16 protein-coding genes are annotated in these 17,675 nt (G+C 52.9%); 7 read left to right on the top strand and 9 right to left on the bottom strand.

Annotated features, from left to right (window positions below; all coding sequences use genetic code 11):
• A partial coding sequence (locus tag CER19_RS05230; RefSeq protein WP_133298309.1) for a BapA prefix-like domain-containing protein occupies window positions 1-412 on the bottom strand: 412 nt, incomplete at its 3' end.
• 482 nt (window positions 413-894) lie between these two features.
• On the opposite strand from CER19_RS05230, the gene CER19_RS05225 reads away from it, so the two are divergent.
• From CER19_RS05225 to CER19_RS05215, 3 genes are read left to right on the top strand one after another with little or no spacing between them, the layout of a single operon-like run.
• Entirely contained in the window at window positions 895-2,325 is a 1,431-nt protein-coding gene (locus CER19_RS05225; RefSeq protein ID WP_116665627.1) for a TolC family outer membrane protein, read from the top strand.
• A complete protein-coding gene (locus tag CER19_RS05220; protein ID WP_116665626.1) occupies window positions 2,322-4,436 on the top strand; it encodes a type I secretion system permease/ATPase in 2,115 nt (704 codons plus the stop codon). Before CER19_RS05225 ends, CER19_RS05220 begins: the two co-directional genes overlap by 4 nt.
• 50 nt (window positions 4,437-4,486) lie before the next feature.
• Window positions 4,487-5,725 carry an HlyD family efflux transporter periplasmic adaptor subunit gene (locus CER19_RS05215; protein WP_116665625.1) on the top strand — a complete coding sequence of 413 codons (1,239 nt, stop codon included), beginning with the start codon at window positions 4,487-4,489 and terminating at the stop codon, window positions 5,723-5,725.
• Window positions 5,726-5,816: 91 nt separating this feature from the next.
• Here the strand turns inward: CER19_RS05215 and CER19_RS05210 are convergent, their stop codons facing one another.
• Window positions 5,817-6,548 (bottom strand): response regulator transcription factor, encoded by a 732-nt coding sequence (locus CER19_RS05210; protein ID WP_116665624.1) that lies wholly within the window; start codon window positions 6,546-6,548, stop codon window positions 5,817-5,819.
• 225 nt (window positions 6,549-6,773) lie between these two features.
• Between CER19_RS05210 and CER19_RS05205 the strand changes: the two genes are divergently transcribed.
• From CER19_RS05205 to CER19_RS05195, 3 genes are all read left to right on the top strand, one after another.
• Window positions 6,774-7,196, top strand: a complete 423-nt coding sequence (locus CER19_RS05205) for a hypothetical protein (protein WP_116665623.1) — start codon at window positions 6,774-6,776, stop codon at window positions 7,194-7,196.
• Between the two features lie 215 nt (window positions 7,197-7,411).
• Window positions 7,412-9,031, top strand: coding sequence for an ATP-binding protein (locus tag CER19_RS05200; protein ID WP_116665622.1), 1,620 nt, complete (start codon window positions 7,412-7,414; stop codon window positions 9,029-9,031).
• A 122-nt stretch (window positions 9,032-9,153) separates the two neighbouring features.
• Window positions 9,154-9,723, top strand: coding sequence for a TetR/AcrR family transcriptional regulator (locus tag CER19_RS05195; RefSeq protein ID WP_116665621.1), 570 nt, complete (start codon window positions 9,154-9,156; stop codon window positions 9,721-9,723).
• A 75-nt stretch (window positions 9,724-9,798) separates the two neighbouring features.
• Here CER19_RS05195 and CER19_RS05190 read toward each other — a convergent pair whose 3' ends face one another.
• The 3 genes from CER19_RS05190 to fdxA are packed head-to-tail and all read right to left on the bottom strand — an operon-like array spanning window position 9,799 to window position 11,928.
• The gene (locus CER19_RS05190) at window positions 9,799-10,572 is read right to left on the bottom strand and encodes a ferredoxin--NADP reductase (protein ID WP_116665620.1); all 774 of its coding nucleotides are present in this window, start codon (window positions 10,570-10,572) and stop codon (window positions 9,799-9,801) included.
• 17 nt (window positions 10,573-10,589) lie between these two features.
• Window positions 10,590-11,588 (bottom strand): GTP 3',8-cyclase MoaA, encoded by a 999-nt coding sequence (moaA, locus tag CER19_RS05185; protein WP_116665619.1) that lies wholly within the window; start codon window positions 11,586-11,588, stop codon window positions 10,590-10,592.
• A gap of 1 nt (window position 11,589) precedes the next feature.
• Window positions 11,590-11,928, bottom strand: coding sequence for a ferredoxin FdxA (gene fdxA / locus CER19_RS05180; protein ID WP_116665618.1), 339 nt, complete (start codon window positions 11,926-11,928; stop codon window positions 11,590-11,592).
• 269 nt (window positions 11,929-12,197) lie between these two features.
• On the opposite strand from fdxA, the gene CER19_RS05175 reads away from it, so the two are divergent.
• Window positions 12,198-14,480 carry a molybdopterin-dependent oxidoreductase gene (locus tag CER19_RS05175; protein WP_116665617.1) on the top strand — a complete coding sequence of 761 codons (2,283 nt, stop codon included), beginning with the start codon at window positions 12,198-12,200 and terminating at the stop codon, window positions 14,478-14,480.
• Window positions 14,481-14,543: 63 nt separating this feature from the next.
• Here CER19_RS05175 and CER19_RS05170 read toward each other — a convergent pair whose 3' ends face one another.
• From CER19_RS05170 to CER19_RS05155, 4 genes are read right to left on the bottom strand one after another with little or no spacing between them, the layout of a single operon-like run.
• Complete coding sequence (locus tag CER19_RS05170) at window positions 14,544-15,308, bottom strand: ABC transporter ATP-binding protein (RefSeq protein ID WP_116665616.1); 765 nt, start codon at window positions 15,306-15,308, stop codon at window positions 14,544-14,546.
• A gap of 23 nt (window positions 15,309-15,331) precedes the next feature.
• Entirely contained in the window at window positions 15,332-16,042 is a 711-nt protein-coding gene (locus CER19_RS05165) for an ABC transporter permease (RefSeq protein ID WP_116665615.1), read from the bottom strand.
• The gene (locus tag CER19_RS05160) at window positions 16,039-16,767 is read right to left on the bottom strand and encodes an ABC transporter permease (RefSeq protein ID WP_116665614.1); all 729 of its coding nucleotides are present in this window, start codon (window positions 16,765-16,767) and stop codon (window positions 16,039-16,041) included. Before CER19_RS05160 ends, CER19_RS05165 begins: the two co-directional genes overlap by 4 nt.
• Window positions 16,768-16,822: 55 nt before the next feature.
• Window positions 16,823-17,605 (bottom strand): transporter substrate-binding domain-containing protein, encoded by a 783-nt coding sequence (locus tag CER19_RS05155; RefSeq protein ID WP_116665613.1) that lies wholly within the window; start codon window positions 17,603-17,605, stop codon window positions 16,823-16,825.
• Between the last annotated feature and the right edge of the window lie 70 nt (window positions 17,606-17,675).

Here is a 17,675-nt window from a genome sequence, read left to right as displayed (position 1 = left end):
ACCCGCAACCGCCAAGGGCCAACCCTGCCGCCCCTACGCCTCCAAGCACCCACGCCAACGCCGCAAGATCAAAATGCTCGTTGACCAGCAAAGGCTCGATGGAGTCTATAGGCACGAATTGATTGGCGAGCCCACCCTCGTGGGAAAGCTCCATCAACCACAGTTGCTTATTGTCCTGCAGCACCAAATCGTTTTGCTGCTCGCCCTGGTCAGAAAAGAAGCCATGGATCTTGATAACTGCGCCAGACGTCAGGGTGACGATTAACGTACCGCCTTGGCGTTCCATATTTTTTACGTCGGAAGGCTTAGCCGACAAACGCACTACCGACGGAGCATCCAGGGTCAACTCCGACCCGGAAACAGTGACTTCTTTGTGCGTACTTTTATTAACAACAGCTATCAAGTTAACCATTATAAAACCTCTAAAAACAGAACACGGCAGACGAGCAACACGATTGCCGTAAAAATACAGTGTTCGCTTCTAGAAAACTGCTCACTTCAAGATTGTTCACAATCGACTGCAAGTTCACTTAATAGAGCGCCCCTATCAGGAAATATCACCCTCCTCCTGGGGAGTCACCCGAACAAGGTCGCGACGCTGAACACTCAATCCATCAATTACGTATTCAAAACACCCAAAGTTATTCACAACGGAAATATCAAAGACCCAATTGTGAACAATTGACAAGTTAGCTAGCCGTCCCCCCTCTCAATGCTAACCTGTGGATCATTCGAGCCCTCAAAAATATCAATCTTGAACTCGAAAACTAACGTTCACACATAAACCCTTATTCGCCAAGCCGTTATCTTTCTATTTCTGACCATGGATTTCCAGCAAATAAAACTGTCGGTCGCGAGTTAAATTTTATTTATTAATCAGGAAATTAGAAACACATGTTCACATCACGCAGCTTGCTGCTTGGCATGTTGATAATCCAAACGCTCAGTCACACAGCTCAGGCGCGGGATCTCAATCTACCTTGGCTTTCGGAAGAAAAACCGACACCCGTACAGGGCCTGAGTTCGAACCGTTTGGCTGATGAACTGGACATCAAATCCGACTCAGCAAACCGTCATGGGAGCAACGCTCTTCAAAAAGACACTCTGGGCCTGCGAGAGGCGATCCATATTGCCGTCAATCGCCATCCGTCCATCACATCGGTCGCATCGACCATTTCCGAACAGATGGGCCAAGTCGACGTCGCAAAGGCTGGCTACTACCCAAAAATCAGCGCCGGCATCAATGCCGGGCGAGTGAACTCTTACGGTAATGGTCAGATAGCGAGCCTGTCCGTTTCGCAAATGCTCCTTGATTTTGGCAAGGTCAGCGGCTCGGTGACGCAAGCAGAAGGCCAGGTCATCAAACAGCAGGCACTCCTCCTCAAACAAATCGACACTATCGCTGAACAAACCGCCGAAACCATGCTGGAGGTTCATCGCCAGCAAAGCCTGCTGCAAATCGCCAAGGAACAGGTTACAGCGGTGCAAAGTGTGTTGGAGATGGTCAAATTACGGGCGGACTCCGGCCTCACCGCACAGTCAGATTATGTCCAGGCCAGCACTCGATTACAGAGCGCAGAGGCCAACGCACAGCAGGTCGCCACACTGCTGAGACAATGGCGTGCGCGGCTATCTACGTTGGTGGGCAACCCCTTACCCACCGAAGTAGAGGATCCACCCGCCGATCTCGAACGCTCGGCGCGATTGGACAGTACTCCTGATTTTGCATCGTTACCCGACGTCCTGGCCGCCGAAGCCGATCGCAGATCCGCCTATGGCCAACTGGAAAATGCGAAGGCCCAACGGTACCCGACGATCGCATTGGAGGCCGCCACCAATCAGGCAATTAGCGGTACCAACCCAAGCACCGGTGAAGAGCGCGGCAGTTACAACACATTAATGCTCACCGGCTCGATGTTGATTTATCAAGGCGGGGCAGTTTCGGCACAAATCCGCAGCGCGACCTCAGCCATCGATCGCACCGACTCAAGCATCAACGAAGCCAAACTCTCTGCCGAGGACATTCTGCTACGCGCTCGCGAGCAAGCGCTCGGCTCCCGCACTCGCCTGGGCATTTTGGGCCAGCGCATGGCCACCATGACCGAAACCCGTGCGCTCTATCGGGAACAATACAGTGTAGGCACTCGATCGGTACTGGATCTGCTGAACGCCGAGCAAGAGGTCTACCAGTCCGCAGCGGAGCAAGAAACTGCCCGACATGACTTCTGGCTCGGCTTGATCACGTATATCGGCGCTGCCGGATATAGCCGGGACGCCTACGCCTTGAACAATACATCCATTCAACAGATTGAGATTCAGCAATGAGCATCGCCGCGCAATACCTACCTTGGCTGGAAGCAATGCTCAACATTGCAAAACACTATCGGATGGGCGTCTCCGAGGAAACAATCCGTGTATCGCTGGCCTGGGAGCGTGGCAACTCTCCAGACACAGTCCTACAACGCATGGCCGCACAAATGGGTCTGCAGCTTCGATTCGAGGCATTCTCCAAAAAAGCGCTCGACCCGTGGCGCCTCCCCTTGGTAGTGGAACTCGATGATGGACAAGTCGCTGTCATTGATAAAGCCGACTCAGGCGGCAACGTGAGCCTACTCACCAGCGGAGAGCAAGGCTTGTTTATCAGCCTGACCTTCAACCAACTAAGCGAGCGCGCGGTACGAGTTGCGATACTGCGCCCGGAGTCTTCCGTCTCCGATGCTCGCGTCGATGATTACATCAAACCTTATCGATCAAACTGGTTTTGGAGCGTGGCACTACGCGACTGGAAACGCTATGGCGATGTAGCCGCAGCCGCGATGTTCGCGAACGTATTGGCCCTGGCCGGCGTTATCTTTTCCATGCAGGTCTATGATCGGGTCGTGCCTGCCCAATCGGAATCCACACTGTGGGTACTTTTTCTCGGTGTAGCGATTGCCATCAGCGTTGAGTTCATCCTGCGCATGTCACGCTCTCGTATCGCCGACCTCATCGGCAAACGGGCCGACCTGAAAATTACCGACTTGGTTTTCGGCCATGCGCTGCGCCTGCGCAACGATGTGCGGTCCAAATCCACCGGCACGTTTATTTCTCAAATACGCGAAATGGAACAAGTGCGCGAACTGATTACATCAACCACTATCAGCACAGTCACCGATTTACCCTTTGTTTTGCTGTTTCTGGTGATTTTATATATGACCGGCGGCCCATTGGTGTACATCGCACTGGGTGCCCTGCCCTTGCTGATTCTGCCGGGCGTTATAGCGCAGAGGCCATTGGCTCGGTTGTCCAACGAAGGTATGCGTGAGTCGGCATTACGCAATGCGGTGCTGGTGGAAGCGGTACAGGGCATTGAAGACATCAAGCTACTGCGCGCAGAACCACGCTTCCAAAATCAGTGGAACCAATTGCACGCCGTCTCGGCCGAGATCGCCATTAAGCAACGCCACATTATCAACTTGCTGATGACGTGGACCCAAGAGTTGCAAAGTTTAATCTATGCCGCAGTGCTGTTGGGCGGCTGCTATTTGGTCATGAATGGCGATATGACGACTGGCGCATTGGTGGGTTCCTCTATTCTTGCGTCGCGAATGATGGCGCCACTCGCACAAATTTCCAGTGTGTTTGCCCGCTGGCAGCAAGCGAAAGTCGCACTCAATGGTTTGGACGAACTGATGAAACGGCCGGTGGATCATCCTGAACACGCCAAGCTTTTACATCGCCCCGTCATCCGTGGTTCGTTCGCGATGAGCGACATCACGTTCAAGTACAGCGACAAAGACAAAGCCAACGCACTCGAGATCCACCAACTTCATATCCAACCCGGTGAACGCATTGCGATCCTGGGTCGAAACGGTGCGGGCAAATCCACATTGCTGCAGCTGTTAGCGGGCATGCACAGACCTTTAACTGGCACGATCAAACTTGACGGGCTTGAACTGAGCTTGATTGATCCAGCGGATGTAAGACGAGACGTCAGCCTGTTGACCCAAAATTCACGTCTTTTCTTCGGTACTGTTCGCGACAACATCACCCTTGGCCACCCGATGGCAACTGACAGTGAAATACTCGAAGCGCTTTCGTTAAGCGGCGCCCTGAACCTGGTCCAAACACAGGAAGGTGGTCTGGATTATCAAATAATGGAAGGTGGGCTCGGTCTTTCAGGCGGCCAAAAGCAAGCACTGTTGCTGGCGCGAACCATTATTCGTTCTTCCAATACTGTTTTACTGGATGAACCGACCGCTTCATTTGACGATGTCAGCGAACAACACGTCCTGGAACGCCTTGCGCCATGGCTGGAAGGCCGAACTCTGGTGGTCGCGACACACCGATTAGCCGTGCTGAAATGGGTTGAGCGCATCGTGGTAATTGAGGGCGGACGCATCGTCATGGATGGCGCCAAAGAGCAAATTCTGGCGCAGCTCGCCCCAAAACAATAGACATCTGGGCTGCCAGATAACCCTACCATCTTTCAATTGAAGCCACCGCCATGCCTCGTAACGTAGTTACCCCTGCCCTCCCACCTGATTCGCGCCAGCCCGCCCAACGCGTGCCGGACACTCAGCATCTCGACGGCTTCGGCCTGACTGAAAAAGCACTCCCCAGCGCCTCGAAATTGGTCTGGAGCATCGCCTTAGCCTTGATAGCTTTCACTGCCTGGGCTGCGTATTTCAAACTCGATGAAGTTTCCACGGGCACTGGCAAGGTCATTGCCTCCTCCAAGGAACAGGTGGTCAAGTCCCTGGAAGGCGGAGTCTTGGCGGGCCTGAATATTCAGGAAGGCGATATCGTCGAAAAGGGTCAAGTGCTTGCCCAACTAGACCCCACCCGCATCGAATCGGCCGTTGAGGAAAGTGCCTCACGCAGTCGAGCCGCCCAGGCGACTTCTGCACGTTTGATGGCCGAAGTGAACGGAACGGCTCTTGAATTCCCTAAAGAGGTGCTTGAAGAGCCAGGTTTGGTCGCCGCAGAAACGGCACTTTATCAATCCCGTCGCGAGAGCCTGAAAAAAACGCTGTCGGGCCTGGATGAAGCCATGCAGCTCATCCGCTCGGAATTACAATTGACCACTCCGCTGGTAGCACGCGGTGCAGCCAGTGCGGTCGAGGTGTTGCGCTTGAAGCGCCAACTCAACGAACTGCAAAACAAGTACACCGATATTCGCACCCAATACTTGGTAAAGGCTCGCGAAGAACTGGCCAAGGCCAACGCCGAAGTCGAAGCTCAGCAGTCTGTGACGCGTGGGCGAAATGACTCGTTGACCCGCTTAACTTTTACCTCCCCGGTACGCGGGGTTATCAAGGATATTGAGGTCAATACGATTGGAGGCGTGATCCCACCCAATGGCCAACTCATGCGAATCGTGCCACTGGATGAACGTTTGCAGGTAGAGACACGTATTGCCCCACGCGACATTGCTTACATCCACCCAGGCCAAGCGGCAACCGTGAAGATTTCGGCCTACGATTATTCGATTTACGGTGGGCTGCCAGGCAAAGTCGCTCTGATTTCACCTGACACACTCCAGGACGATGTCCACCGAGATGTGTATTACTACAGAGTCTATATAATTACCGATTCCGACTCACTGACCAACAAGTCGAACGAAAAACTGCCCATTGTTCCAGGCATGATTGCGACAGTGGATATCCATACCGGAGAAAAAACCATCCTGTCTTATTTGATAAAACCTTTCAACAAGGGTCGGGAAGCGCTTCGCGAACGCTAACGCGACCCGCGCCATACCGAGCAGTTTCACGCTTCAATCACATGAGCGTTGAAAAATTCAGGGCCGGATTACCGGCCCTGCACTGCTCGCGTTACGCCTCTTCAGTAACCCTCTCCTCGCCTAACGCCTCAAGACGGTAACCAAAGCCATACACAGTGCTTAATACCCAACCGTGTTCAGAGGTCAGTTTTAGCTTATTACGCACTCTATAAATATGTGTATCCAGCGTACGCGATGACAGGGCCTCCCCTCGCGCCCACAAATGCTCGTACAGATAATTACGAGACAAGGGCCGCCCCTGATTGTTAAATAATAACAAGGCCAATTTAAACTCACGGAGCGTTAAAGCCACCGGCGTCTTATCGACGCTGACCTTCGAATCTTGAAGACTGAACTGGATATTGCCAAAATTCAGCGTTTCCCCCGCCTCAGCTTCTTGCGCCTGATAATTACGAATAACATTCCTCAACCGAGCCAACAGCTCGCCCTGGCGAAAGGGTTTGCTGATGTACTCATTAGCACCCGCATTCAGTGCCTGAACCACATCACTCTCCGCCGTGCGCGAGGTCAACATAATCACAGGCGGAACCGGCTCGAGGTGCTCCTTGATCCACTGCAACATCTGTAAGCCACTGATTTCTGCAACCTCCCAGTCGAGAATGATCAGATCAAAGGTTTCTCGCTTGAGTTGGCGTAATAAATCCGGGCTGTTCGAAAAAGCCACGCAAATCGGAAACGTCCCATCATTCAGGCGATAGGAATCGATGGCGTCATGCAAAAGCTCAAGCTCTACCGGCTCGTCATCAAGAATAGCAATACGCATCTGAAAGCTCCTAGCCAACGTGCTAATACCAAAGTGCGAGACAACCCATCGTCTGCGAACCCTGAACAATTGTCACCGAAACGCAAAAACTCGATGTGTATCTATTAGGATGCTCCTATGCACGGTGATTCCTTAAAAATGCCAGGTGGGTGCAGACACAGCGTCCATCCTGGCCTGTGGGCCTCTGAGTCCCCATGAAAACATTCTATTAGCGGCCCCTCCAAAGTGATAGATATTGCAAAAAATAATGTTCGCATTCTGGTGGTCGAAAATTGGCCCTTTCAACTCATGGACACCTTGAGCGAACTTGGTCAGGTCGGATACTTCAACACCTATCCGGCGCTCAGCAGCCAGGAAGCATTGACGACCCTCACCGCGCCACACGCGCCCTATGACACAGCCCTGCTTAGCACCAGCATGGAAGCCAGCGAGCTGACCGACCTGATCCTCAAGCTGTCGAAGGGTAACCTTACCCGCCACTTTGCGTTAATCGGGAACACCCAACCTACCCCTCAATGCCTGAAAACGATTTGTGCCGTCAATCGAGCTGATTTCAGCTTCCTGGGAATACTGGAAAAACCTCTGTCTGCAACCAAGTTGGCGAAGGTTTTAATGATCGCCTGCTTGAACAAACTTGAACGAACTTGAACTAACCACCTGCAAGACCTGTAAAGACAGTCAGCTTAAGGCCAAGCCCTAACGCCACCACAAACGAGAACGCACTGCATTGGCGCCTGTCTTTTTCCGCGTTTCTCTGCAGTGTAGAACAGCGCTCGCCCCTTCGCTGAGCTATCCTCCTGTAGCTCACACCGTAAATCACAATAAAAACTCAACGTTTATCCTCCTCGGGACGATTGCTCATCATGTCCAGCATTCAGCTTTTACGCCAAAAAATCATCCACGAAACCGTCATCATCGCATTGTTCATCTTGCCAGCATTAGGCTATTTATCTGGTACTTATCAATGGTCGCTGGACCAACTTATTTACGATAACGCTGCACTCTTGTTTTCAACAAAAAACGATCAGCTACTCAATATCGCCTCTGATCCGCTGTTAATAAAAAAACTACCTGAATGGATTAACTTCAGCATTTCAAGTGCCTGCGTATTAACCCTGCTAACCCTGCTCTCCACCTTTCAGTTACGCCGGCCCTTCTTCTTATGTTTAGGGTTAATCATCATCCGGTTAACATTCTCACTGCTACTCCTCTTTTTGGGGTGGTGGTCAGCTCCCAGTATCGGCATGCTCGGTATTTTTGCAGCGTATGCGTTCTGGAATTGGCGCCGACTAAATGCAGTGGTGACTTTTCACGGCTTAGAACTAAGCCAAATGGATCACGAGCTTAAAGGGCACACACCGCCCAACATCAGCGGCCAAGGTGATGAAGCGATTGCAAACGCGCTCGCTGTGGAATCTCTGATTAGCCACGTTCACAACTCACAACGCTTCATTATGCAAAGCTTGGAAAGCCTGCCCTTGGCAATTTTTATCGTTGATCCTACTGGCATCGTAAAGCTGGCCAATACCAGCGCCGCCTGCTTGGAAGAAACGCCTGAATACACTTCACAACCTTTAATGGGTCAGAATATTTTCCAGGTCCTGCTTACCCTGGAGCAGCCTCGAAAGGACCCTCAGTACCATTCTCCATGGTCTCATAGCGAAACCTCCGTGGAACGTCTGGACGGACAATTTATCCATGCGACCTCCGGCCGAAGCTATAAAATGCAACTGGCACGGCTGGATACTGAGAAAAGCGAACTCACGGGTTGGATTCTTATTTTTCTCGACCTGACGGTAGAGCATTTAGCCAAAGAACAGTGCACCAGCATGGTACGGTTTTTGTCCCATGATTTACGGGCGCCACAATCAGCCATTCTTGCCCTGTTGGAAATGCAACAAAAAGCTAAAGACCGTCTGCCCCACGAAGAACTGCGCCGCCATATAGAACATCAGGTTGAGCGCACATTGTTCCTGACTGACGGCTTTATACAATTAGCGGAGATACGCTCTAAACCGCTAACGTTTGAACCAGTATTCATTGGCGCGGCGGTCCTTGATGCGATAGACCAAATCTGGCCGCTGGCCAAACAGAAATCGATACGGGTAGAACATACATTCACCGACGATGACACCTGCGTGATGAATGGATCCGAGGAGTTACTGACTCGCGCAGTCTTTAACTTACTTGAGAACGCGGTGAAATACAGTGAGCCCAATACGGTAATACGTATAACGCTCGCACCCTGTGATGCGGAAATAGTCCTCACCGTCAGCGATGAAGGCCGGGGCATTTCAAAAGAAGACTTGCCTAGCCTGTTTGATGAGTTCAGCCAATTCGGCATTGCCAATACCCGTGGAAGTGGCTACGGCTTGGGGATGGCGATAGTCAGGAACGTGGTGCAACGACATAACGCCAAGATCGAATGCAACAGCCAGCTCGGCGTGGGGACGACATTCACGCTGTTTTTCCGGGCAGCTTGATGCACCTCTCCCCTGCCCTAGCGCCGGTCAAGCCGGCTCGACGGGGCCGATAATATTGCGCCGGTCTTTCATCGAACGCTCGTTTTGCTATATTGAGTCCAGATCGACTATCGAGGCTCATCATGCGCTATTCCGCTGAACACAAAGAAGACACTCGTCGCCGTATTGTTGAGGCCGCTGGGGCGACGGCCAAGAAACACGGCTTTGGAACCACAGGTGTTGATGGACTGATGGGAGCAGCTGGGCTCAAAGGCTCTTCGTTCTACCATCACTTCGCCTCCAAGCAGGACCTGTTGGGCGAGGTCATACAGGCTGAGCTTGAAGGCTCGCGCGAAAGATTCGCATGCAAACCAGACGCCTCAAAGCAAGATGCTCTCAAGCAAGCGTTGGCCTACATGAGCGTCCGGCATATCGAATCGCCAGAAGAAGGCTGCGTCCTTCCATCATTGAGCGCAGAGGTCGCTCGGTCCAGTGACGAGGTCAAAAAGATCTATGAAGACTCCATCAAAAGCATTCAACGCGAAATTAACAAGGCCGTCGATGACGGCAACACAACATGGGCGCTTCTTGCCATGAGCATTGGTGCCGTTACGATGGCCCGTGCGATGTCTAGCGACAGGAGTCGCGACGAAGTGCTCAAGGCATGCAGGCTCTCTGCCAAACGAATGTTCGAAGCCTTGGAAGATCAATAGCCGTACTCAAAGGCCCTCAAAGAGCCTGTACGGTTAACCTCGAGTCGCCCCTTCGCATGAAGGGGCGATCCGTTGTTACTTCTCCACAAACGCCCGCTCGATAACGTAATCACCAGGCGCATGACTGGTACCTTCGACAAATCCGCGTTTTTCCAGAATGGCTACCAGGTCTTTGAGCATGGTTGGGCTTCCACAGATCATGACGCGATCGGTCTCAGGGTTGAGGGTTGCAAGCCCAATTTTTTCAAACAACTCACCCGACTCTATCAGGTCAGTTAACCGGCCTTGGTTCTCAAACTTTTCCCGGGTGACCGTCGGAAAATAAACCAGCTTGTCCTTCACCATCTCACCAAAAAACTCATTATCAGGCAGATCATCCGTGATGTGCTCGAAGTAGCCCAGCTCGCTCTTCCAACGTACACCATGGGTGAGAATGATCTTGTCGAACGCCTCATAGAACTCTGGGTCTCTCACCACACTCATGAATGGCGCCAGCCCAGTGCCTGTCGATAACAGGTACAGGTTCTTTCCCGGTTTAAGATTGTCCATGATCAGAGAACCCGTTGGCTTTCTACCAATCAATAACTGATCGCCCACTTGCAGGTGCTGAAGGCGCGAGGTCAGCGGGCCATCCGAGACCTTGATGCTGTAGAACTCGAGGTGATCTTCGTAATGCGCACTTACCACACTGTAGGCCCGCATGAGCGGCTTGCCCTCAACCTCCAGGCCAATCATCACAAATTGCCCGGTCTTGAATCGAAGGCCTGGGTCCCGGGTGGTAGTGAAACTGAAGAGCGTGTCGTTCCAGTGATGAACGCTGAGTACGGTTTCAGGTGCGACAGATGACATAGCTGGCTCCAATATGCTTAGCCACCCGTCATGTTCATGAATCGAACAATCTGAGGGGCTTCATTAAGGTCGAAATAGTGACGTTCAGGTTTGAGCGATATGGCCCCGCGAATCGTCTGTTCAAGCGCATCTGAATCATCGGGGTTTTCGCGCACTACCTGGCGCAAATCGATTGAATCCTCGTTACCTAAACACAGTAATAACCGCCCCTCTGCGGTGACGCGGACGCGATTGCAACTGGCGCAGAAGTTGCTGCTGTGGGGCGAGATAAAGCCCACCGAGATGGGACTGTCATCCATACGGTAATAACGCGCAGGGCCGCCCGTCGTCTTGTCGGTAAGGACCAGGGCAAATTCGCGCGCGATCGTGGTTCTAATTTCATCGCTTGAGACAAAGCTGAGCTGTCTGTCATGTTCACTGATATGGCCGAGCGGCATTTCCTCAATGAAGGTGATGTCCAGCAACTCGCGCCGAGCAAACCTGACGAGGTCGAGCACTTCATCATCATTGCGTCCGCGAAGCACGACGACATTTAGCTTGATGCGATTGAATCCAGCTTGTTGTGCGGCAAGAATCCCATCCAGCACCCTCTTCAGCTTGCCGGTGCGGGTCAATTCAGCGAATCGCTCTGGCCTCAAGCTGTCGAGACTGACATTGATGCAATCCAGGCCAGCGGCTTTTAACGCCTTCGCACAACGATCGAGTCGTTCGCCATTGGTAGTCAGCGCCAGTTGATCCAGACCGGGCAGCCCTGAGAGGTTATCCACAAGCCAAGGCAGGTCCGGATTGACAAGGGGTTCCCCACCCGTCAACCGTATTTTGTTTATTCCCAGAGCGACGAAGGCAGCGCCAACCTGAAGAAGCTCCTCCTTGCGCAGGACCTGAGCCCGAGGAAGAAAGCGCATTTTCTCAGGCATGCAATAAACGCAGCGAAAGTTGCAGCGATCTGTCACCGACAATCGCAGATAGGTAATTGGGCGACGAAAACCGTCCTGCAACACTGCCGCTGAGCTCATGTCAGGCCCCGTTACGATCAAGTTGCTCCAACTTTCCTTTTGCCCCTGCCCATTGCGCGTGTTGAGCAAGGGCTGGCTTCTGTACGGTGATTCGCGTCCAGCCAGGATGCACAGACAACTCTGCATTGAGCTGAATGAATGCGGCTTGATCGTGCGGAACATCGTCCTCGGCGCGAATAGCATCCACTGGGCATTCAGGCTCACATAATGCGCAATCAATGCATTCGTCAGGGTTGATCACTAGAAAATTCGGCCCTTCGTAAAAACAGTCGACGGGGCAGACGGCAACGCAATCGGTGTGCTTGCACTGGATGCACTCCTCCAAAACCACGAATGTCATGTTGCTATCTCCTCACGTTTTTTGTTCTGCGCTACGCATGAATGCGCAGTGGAAAAAGGGGCCAGGCAGTACCGCTGGTGAAACCACCATATTCAAACGTTCGTTTGAGGAACGATCGTTAGGCTATTCCCGAATTTTGACGATGTCAAAGGTTCCACAGAAAAATTTGCCCAGGCGTCGAGGATTGACACGACTCGAAAAGCGAGACTATTGTCTTTTTACAGAACGATCGTTCTATAAAAAATATGCACCCTGAGGAGCCTTCTCGCATGCACACTGAAAAAACCGCCTGCATACTTTGTTCACGCATCTGCGGGTTAACCGTGGACATCGAGGATGGAAAATTCATCAAGATCAAGGGCGACGATGATCACCCCATGTCCAAAGGCTACATTTGCCAGAAAGCAGCTCGGCTTGAGCATTATCAGAATCATGATGATCGCTTGAAACATCCGCTCAAACGTCAAGCCGACGGCAGCTTTGTCCAGGTGAGCTGGGATCAGGCTCTGTCGGAGATTGCAGCGAAACTTAACGCCGTCAAGAAAGAATCGGGAGGTGACGCCTTTGCCTTCGTCGGAGGTGGTGGCCAGGGCAACCACCTCGGCGCACTGTATGGGCAGCAACTACTCGGCGCGATGGGCAGCCGCTACGTCTATAGCGCGCTGGCACAAGAAAAAACCCAGGACTTCTGGGTCAACGGACGCATGTTTGGTGCGCAAACCTGCCACACCACCGAAGATGTCGAACATGCAGATTATGTATTGTTCATTGGCTGCAATCCGTTTCAGTCCCACGGCATTCCCAATGCCCGTGACACGTTGAAAGCCATCAAGAAGGACCCGAACCGTACAATGGTCGTGGTTGACCCGCGCAAATCCGAGACCGCAAAGCAAGCCGACATTCACCTGCAACTTCGCCCCGGCACCGACGCGTTCCTGCTTAGCGCGATGCTGGCCATCATCGTTCGCGAAGGCCTGCAGGACCGCGACTTTTTATCCAAGCATTGCACGGGCTTCGAAGAGCTTGAGAAGGAACTGCTCTCGCTCCCCATCGAGGACTATGCGCGTCGTGCCGACGTCCCCCTGGAGGATGTCTACCACGTAGCTCGAGGATTCGCTACCGCCAACACGGCCTGCGTACGGATCGATCTTGGTCTGCAGCAAACCCTGCATTGCACGCTTAATGCGTACCTGGAGAAGTTGCTGTATCTGATCACCGGCAACTTTGGAAAGAAAGGTGGCAACAATCTGCATACTTTTTTGATTCCGCTGATCGGTAACACTGACGAACGCAAAACGATGGGTGACAAGAAATTAAAGCTGACCACTCACTACCAGATGATGCCCATTTCAGGTTTGTACCCACCTAATATCTTGCCCGATGAGATCGAGCATGGCGGCGTCCGTGCGGTCTGGGTCGACAGTTCGAACCCCATGATGACGGCAGCTGACACTACGGCATATGAGCGTGCATTCAAGTCGCTTGACCTTCTGGTGGTTGTCGACATTGCACTGACTGAAACCGCTCGATTGGCGCACTTCGTACTGCCGGCGGCGTCGCAATTCGAGAAGTGGGAAGCCGCGGGCTTCAACCTGGAGTTTCCTGAAAACTTCTTCCATCTACGCAAACCACTGTTCCAGCCTCATGGCGAGTCACTGCCAGAGCCGGAAATTTACACCCGCCTGCTGGTAAAAATGGGGCTGATCCCTGATCGCTTTCCCCTTCTTGAACGGATTGCCAAACTGGAACCGAAAGCCACCGGCCACCAACTGTTTCTGGCGTCCCTTGCAACAGCATTGGCCCGCAAAAAGTCGTGGAAACGATATGGCGCGTCCATCCTCTATCGGACCTTGGGTAACGCACTGGCAGAAGGAGCGGCAGCCGCAGCCATTTTCCTTCCCTTGGCGCTGGAGTACACCTCAAAGTACGGCAAAGCCGTTAGGCGTGCCGGGTTCGAGGGCAATCGTTTTACGCTGGCTGCATCACTATTCAGGGCCATCTTGAGCCGGCATTCTGGCACCATCATTAGCGAACATGAGTTCGAGGATGTATGGACCCTCGTCAAAAATGACGACGGACTGATCCACCTGCATATCGACGAGATGCTCGCGGACCTGAAAGACCTGAGAACAGAAGCGCAGCCCTTCACTGACTACCCTTTCATATTGATGGCCGGTGAAAGACGTAGCTACAACGCTAACCAGATATTCCGCGATCCAGCTTGGCGAAAAGTTGATAAGGATGGCGCGATGCGTATGCACCCTGACGACGCTCACGCGTTAACCATCATTGATGGAGAACGCGTGATCTGCAAATCGTCGCATGGGCAGATTGAGGTCACCGTAGAGATCGATGACAGCGTGAGGCTAGGAATGGTCACGCTGCCCCATGGTTATGGCATGCGGTTCAAAGGCAGTGAGCCGTTAGGGCCTCAGCTCAATCTGTTAACAAGCGGAGCGCATTGCGACCCCTTCAGCAAGACGCCGTATCACAAGCATGTGCCGGTTAATATTCTCAAGCTTGATCAAACGCTTTCACGTGCGATTGCCTAATCATGAAAAGAAGCGCCGCCTTGAGCGACTGGTTTGTCGCTCAAGGCGTTTCGGATAATGGGTTTACTTATGATTACCGCTGAGGAACTGTTGTAAACGCGCGCTTTTGGGGTTGCCTAACACGTCCTCGGGCCGCCCCTCCTCTTCCACCCGCCCTTGATGCAGAAACAGCACCTGATTCGACACCTTGCGGGCGAAGCTCATTTCGTGGGTCACCATGATCATGGTTCGGCCCTCTTCGGCCAGCCCCTGAATAACCTTGAGCACTTCGCCCACCAGCTCCGGATCCAGCGCGGACGTCGGCTCATCGAACAACATAACCTCAGGTTCCATCGCCAAAGCGCGGGCGATGGCGACCCGTTGCTGCTGGCCACCGGAGAGAAACGCCGGGTATTGATCGGCTACCCGCGCCGGCAGCCCCACTTTGTCCAGGTAGCGACGAGCCCGGTCTTCAGCGTCCTTTTTGCTGCACCCCAACACCCGGCACGGAGCTATGGTGATGTTTTCCAGCACGGTCATGTGACTCCAAAGGTTGAAGTGCTGGAAGACCATTGCCAGCCGGGTCCGCAGGCGTTGCAATTCAACACCGTCGGCCACACGCATGCCATGGTGATCTTTGACCATGCGAATCTGGTTGCCGTCCAGGCTCATGGCCCCGTCATTGGGGGTTTCGAGAAAGTTGATGCAACGCAGGAAGGTACTCTTGCCCGAGCCACTGGCGCCAATCAGGCTGATTACATCACCGGTTCTGGCTTTGAGCGATACGCCCTTGAGCACTTCGTGGCTACCGTAACTTTTGTGTAGTTCTTCAACGGTCAATTTGTACATGTGCACAAGTGTCCTGTACGCAATTATTGGGCGGGTCCAAGGAACGACAGCCACCGACGTTCGGCCAGCCGGAACAATCCGACCAGAATGAACGTGATCGCAAGATAGATCGCGGCAGCGATACCAAATGACTGGAACGTCAGAAAGGTTGCCGAATTGGCATCGCGAGCGATCTTGAGTATGTCGGGCACCGTGGCGGTGAAGGCAATCGTGGTGGCGTGCAGCATCAGAATGACTTCGTTGCTGTAGGAGGGTAATGAGCGCCGTAGCGCCGACGGCATAATGACGTAGGCGTAGAGTTTCCAGCCACGCAGGCCATATGCCTTGGCCGCTTCGACTTCACCATGGTTCATGCAGCGAATAGCGCCGGCAAAAATTTCCGTGGTGTAGGCGCAAGTGTTCAAGGCAAACGCCAGGATGGTGCAGTTCATTGCGTCGCGGAAGAAGGCATCGAGCATTGGCTCGGCGCGCACGGCCGCAATACTGTAGATCCCGCTGTAGCAAATCAGTAACTGGATATAGAGCGGCGTGCCACGGAACAGATAGGTATAGAACTGTACCGGGAAACGCACCCAGGCATTGGTTGAAACCCGGGCAATTGACAGAGGGATCGACAGTATAAAACCGATGACTATCGATGCACTGAGCAGCCAGAGCGTTATCGCCAGGCCGGTCACATGGCGACCATCGGAATAGAGAAAGGCTCTCCAATATTCCTGCAGAAGTTCGATCATCGCATCGCCTCCCGGGAACCGGCCGCATAGAACGTCGCCAGCCGACGCAAGACATAGTTTGAAGCGCTGGAGATCAGCAGATAAATCAAGGCGGCCAGTATCAGAAAGTAAAACAACTGATAGGTACTTTTGCCGGCGTCCTGAGCGACCTTGACCAAGTCGGCGAGGCCGATGATCGAAACCAATGCAGTCGCCTTGAGGATCACCATCCAGTTGTTACCGATACCGGGTAGAGCAACGCGCATCATTTGTGGGAAGACCACGAAGATAAAACGTTGGAAACGCGTCATGCCATAGGCGGTTGCGGCTTCCATTTGCCCACGCGGCACGGCGAGGATCGCCCCGCGAAATGTCTCGGTAAAATAGGCACCGTAAATACCGCCCATGGTAATGACCCCGGCGCTAAAGGAGTCTATTTCGATGTAACCCCAGCCAAGCGCTGTCGTCAGGCTGGTCAGCAAATTTTGCAGGCTGTAGAAAATCAGCAGCATCAGCACAAGGTCCGGTACCCCGCGAATCAGCGTGGTATAGAGCTGCGCGGGAACGCGCAACACAGCCGATCGCGAAAGTTTGAAACTTGCGCCAATAAGCCCCAGCAACGCACTCAACAACAGCGACAGTACGGACAACTTCACGGTCATCCAGGCACCCAGAAGCAACAGCGGGCCGAAACCCTTCAGGCTAAAGGCGGATAACCCCAGAATCTGCAATAGGTTTTCGAACATCAGGCAGCCCTTTGGCAATCATGAAAGTGCCCACCCGGAGGTGGGCGACGTGGGCTCACTTACCGCTGTAAAGATTCAGATCGCCAAAGTACTTTTGCTGCAGCGCAGCGTAGGTGCCATTGTCATGCAGCGTTTGGATACTTTTATCCAGAAGCGCTTTAAGCTCTTGATTACCTTGCGTAATCCCCACTGCTGTAGTGTCTGGCATCAGCTCGCTGTAAACCGGCTCGCTCACCTCGAAACCCGCACCTTGCGGCGACTTTAAAAAGCCCAACTTGGCTTGCGTCAAGTCTTGAAGCGAAGCATCGAGGCGGCCGGAAACCAACTCGGCGTATATCAGGTCCTGGTTGGCATAGGCTTGGGTTTCTACCCCTGCCTTGTCCAGCACGGCTTTGGAAAAGACCTCCTGAATAGAACCCTGCTGGTAGCCCACTTTCTTGCCTTTGAGCGATGCCAAGTCAGCACTGATACCGGCGCCCTTTCTGAAGGTAAGGGCATTGGGGCTAGACCACAGCCCACTGGAAAAATCGATCACCTTCTTACGGGTTGGGGTGACTGTCAGGGATGAGAGAATACCGTCAAACTTGCCCGCTCTGAGACTTGGAATCAGACCGTCGAAATTGATTTCAACCCATTTGCACTTGGCCTTTAGTTCGGCGCAAATAGCATTACCCAAGTCAATATCGAAGCCCACGAGGCTGCCATCAGCGGCCTTGGACTCAAAGGGTGGAGAAGACGGGCTGACGCCAAAACGCAGCTCTTTGTAATCCTGGGCTAGCGCAGAACCCACTGCACCACAGAGAACCAATGCAGACAGAGTCAGAATTGTTTTTTTCATTGTTATATTCCTGGAGTTCAAGATAAGCGTTTGTAGAGACACGGTGTTTGATGCTTGTTTTGCGTTTGGT

This window comes from Pseudomonas sp. GL93 (assembly GCF_003408955.1).
In the GTDB taxonomy this organism is placed as follows: Bacteria; Pseudomonadota; Gammaproteobacteria; order Pseudomonadales; family Pseudomonadaceae; genus Aquipseudomonas; species Aquipseudomonas paracarnis.
The sequence above is the reverse complement of the archived record's forward strand: the minus strand, read 5'-3'. Positions and strand labels throughout refer to the sequence as shown.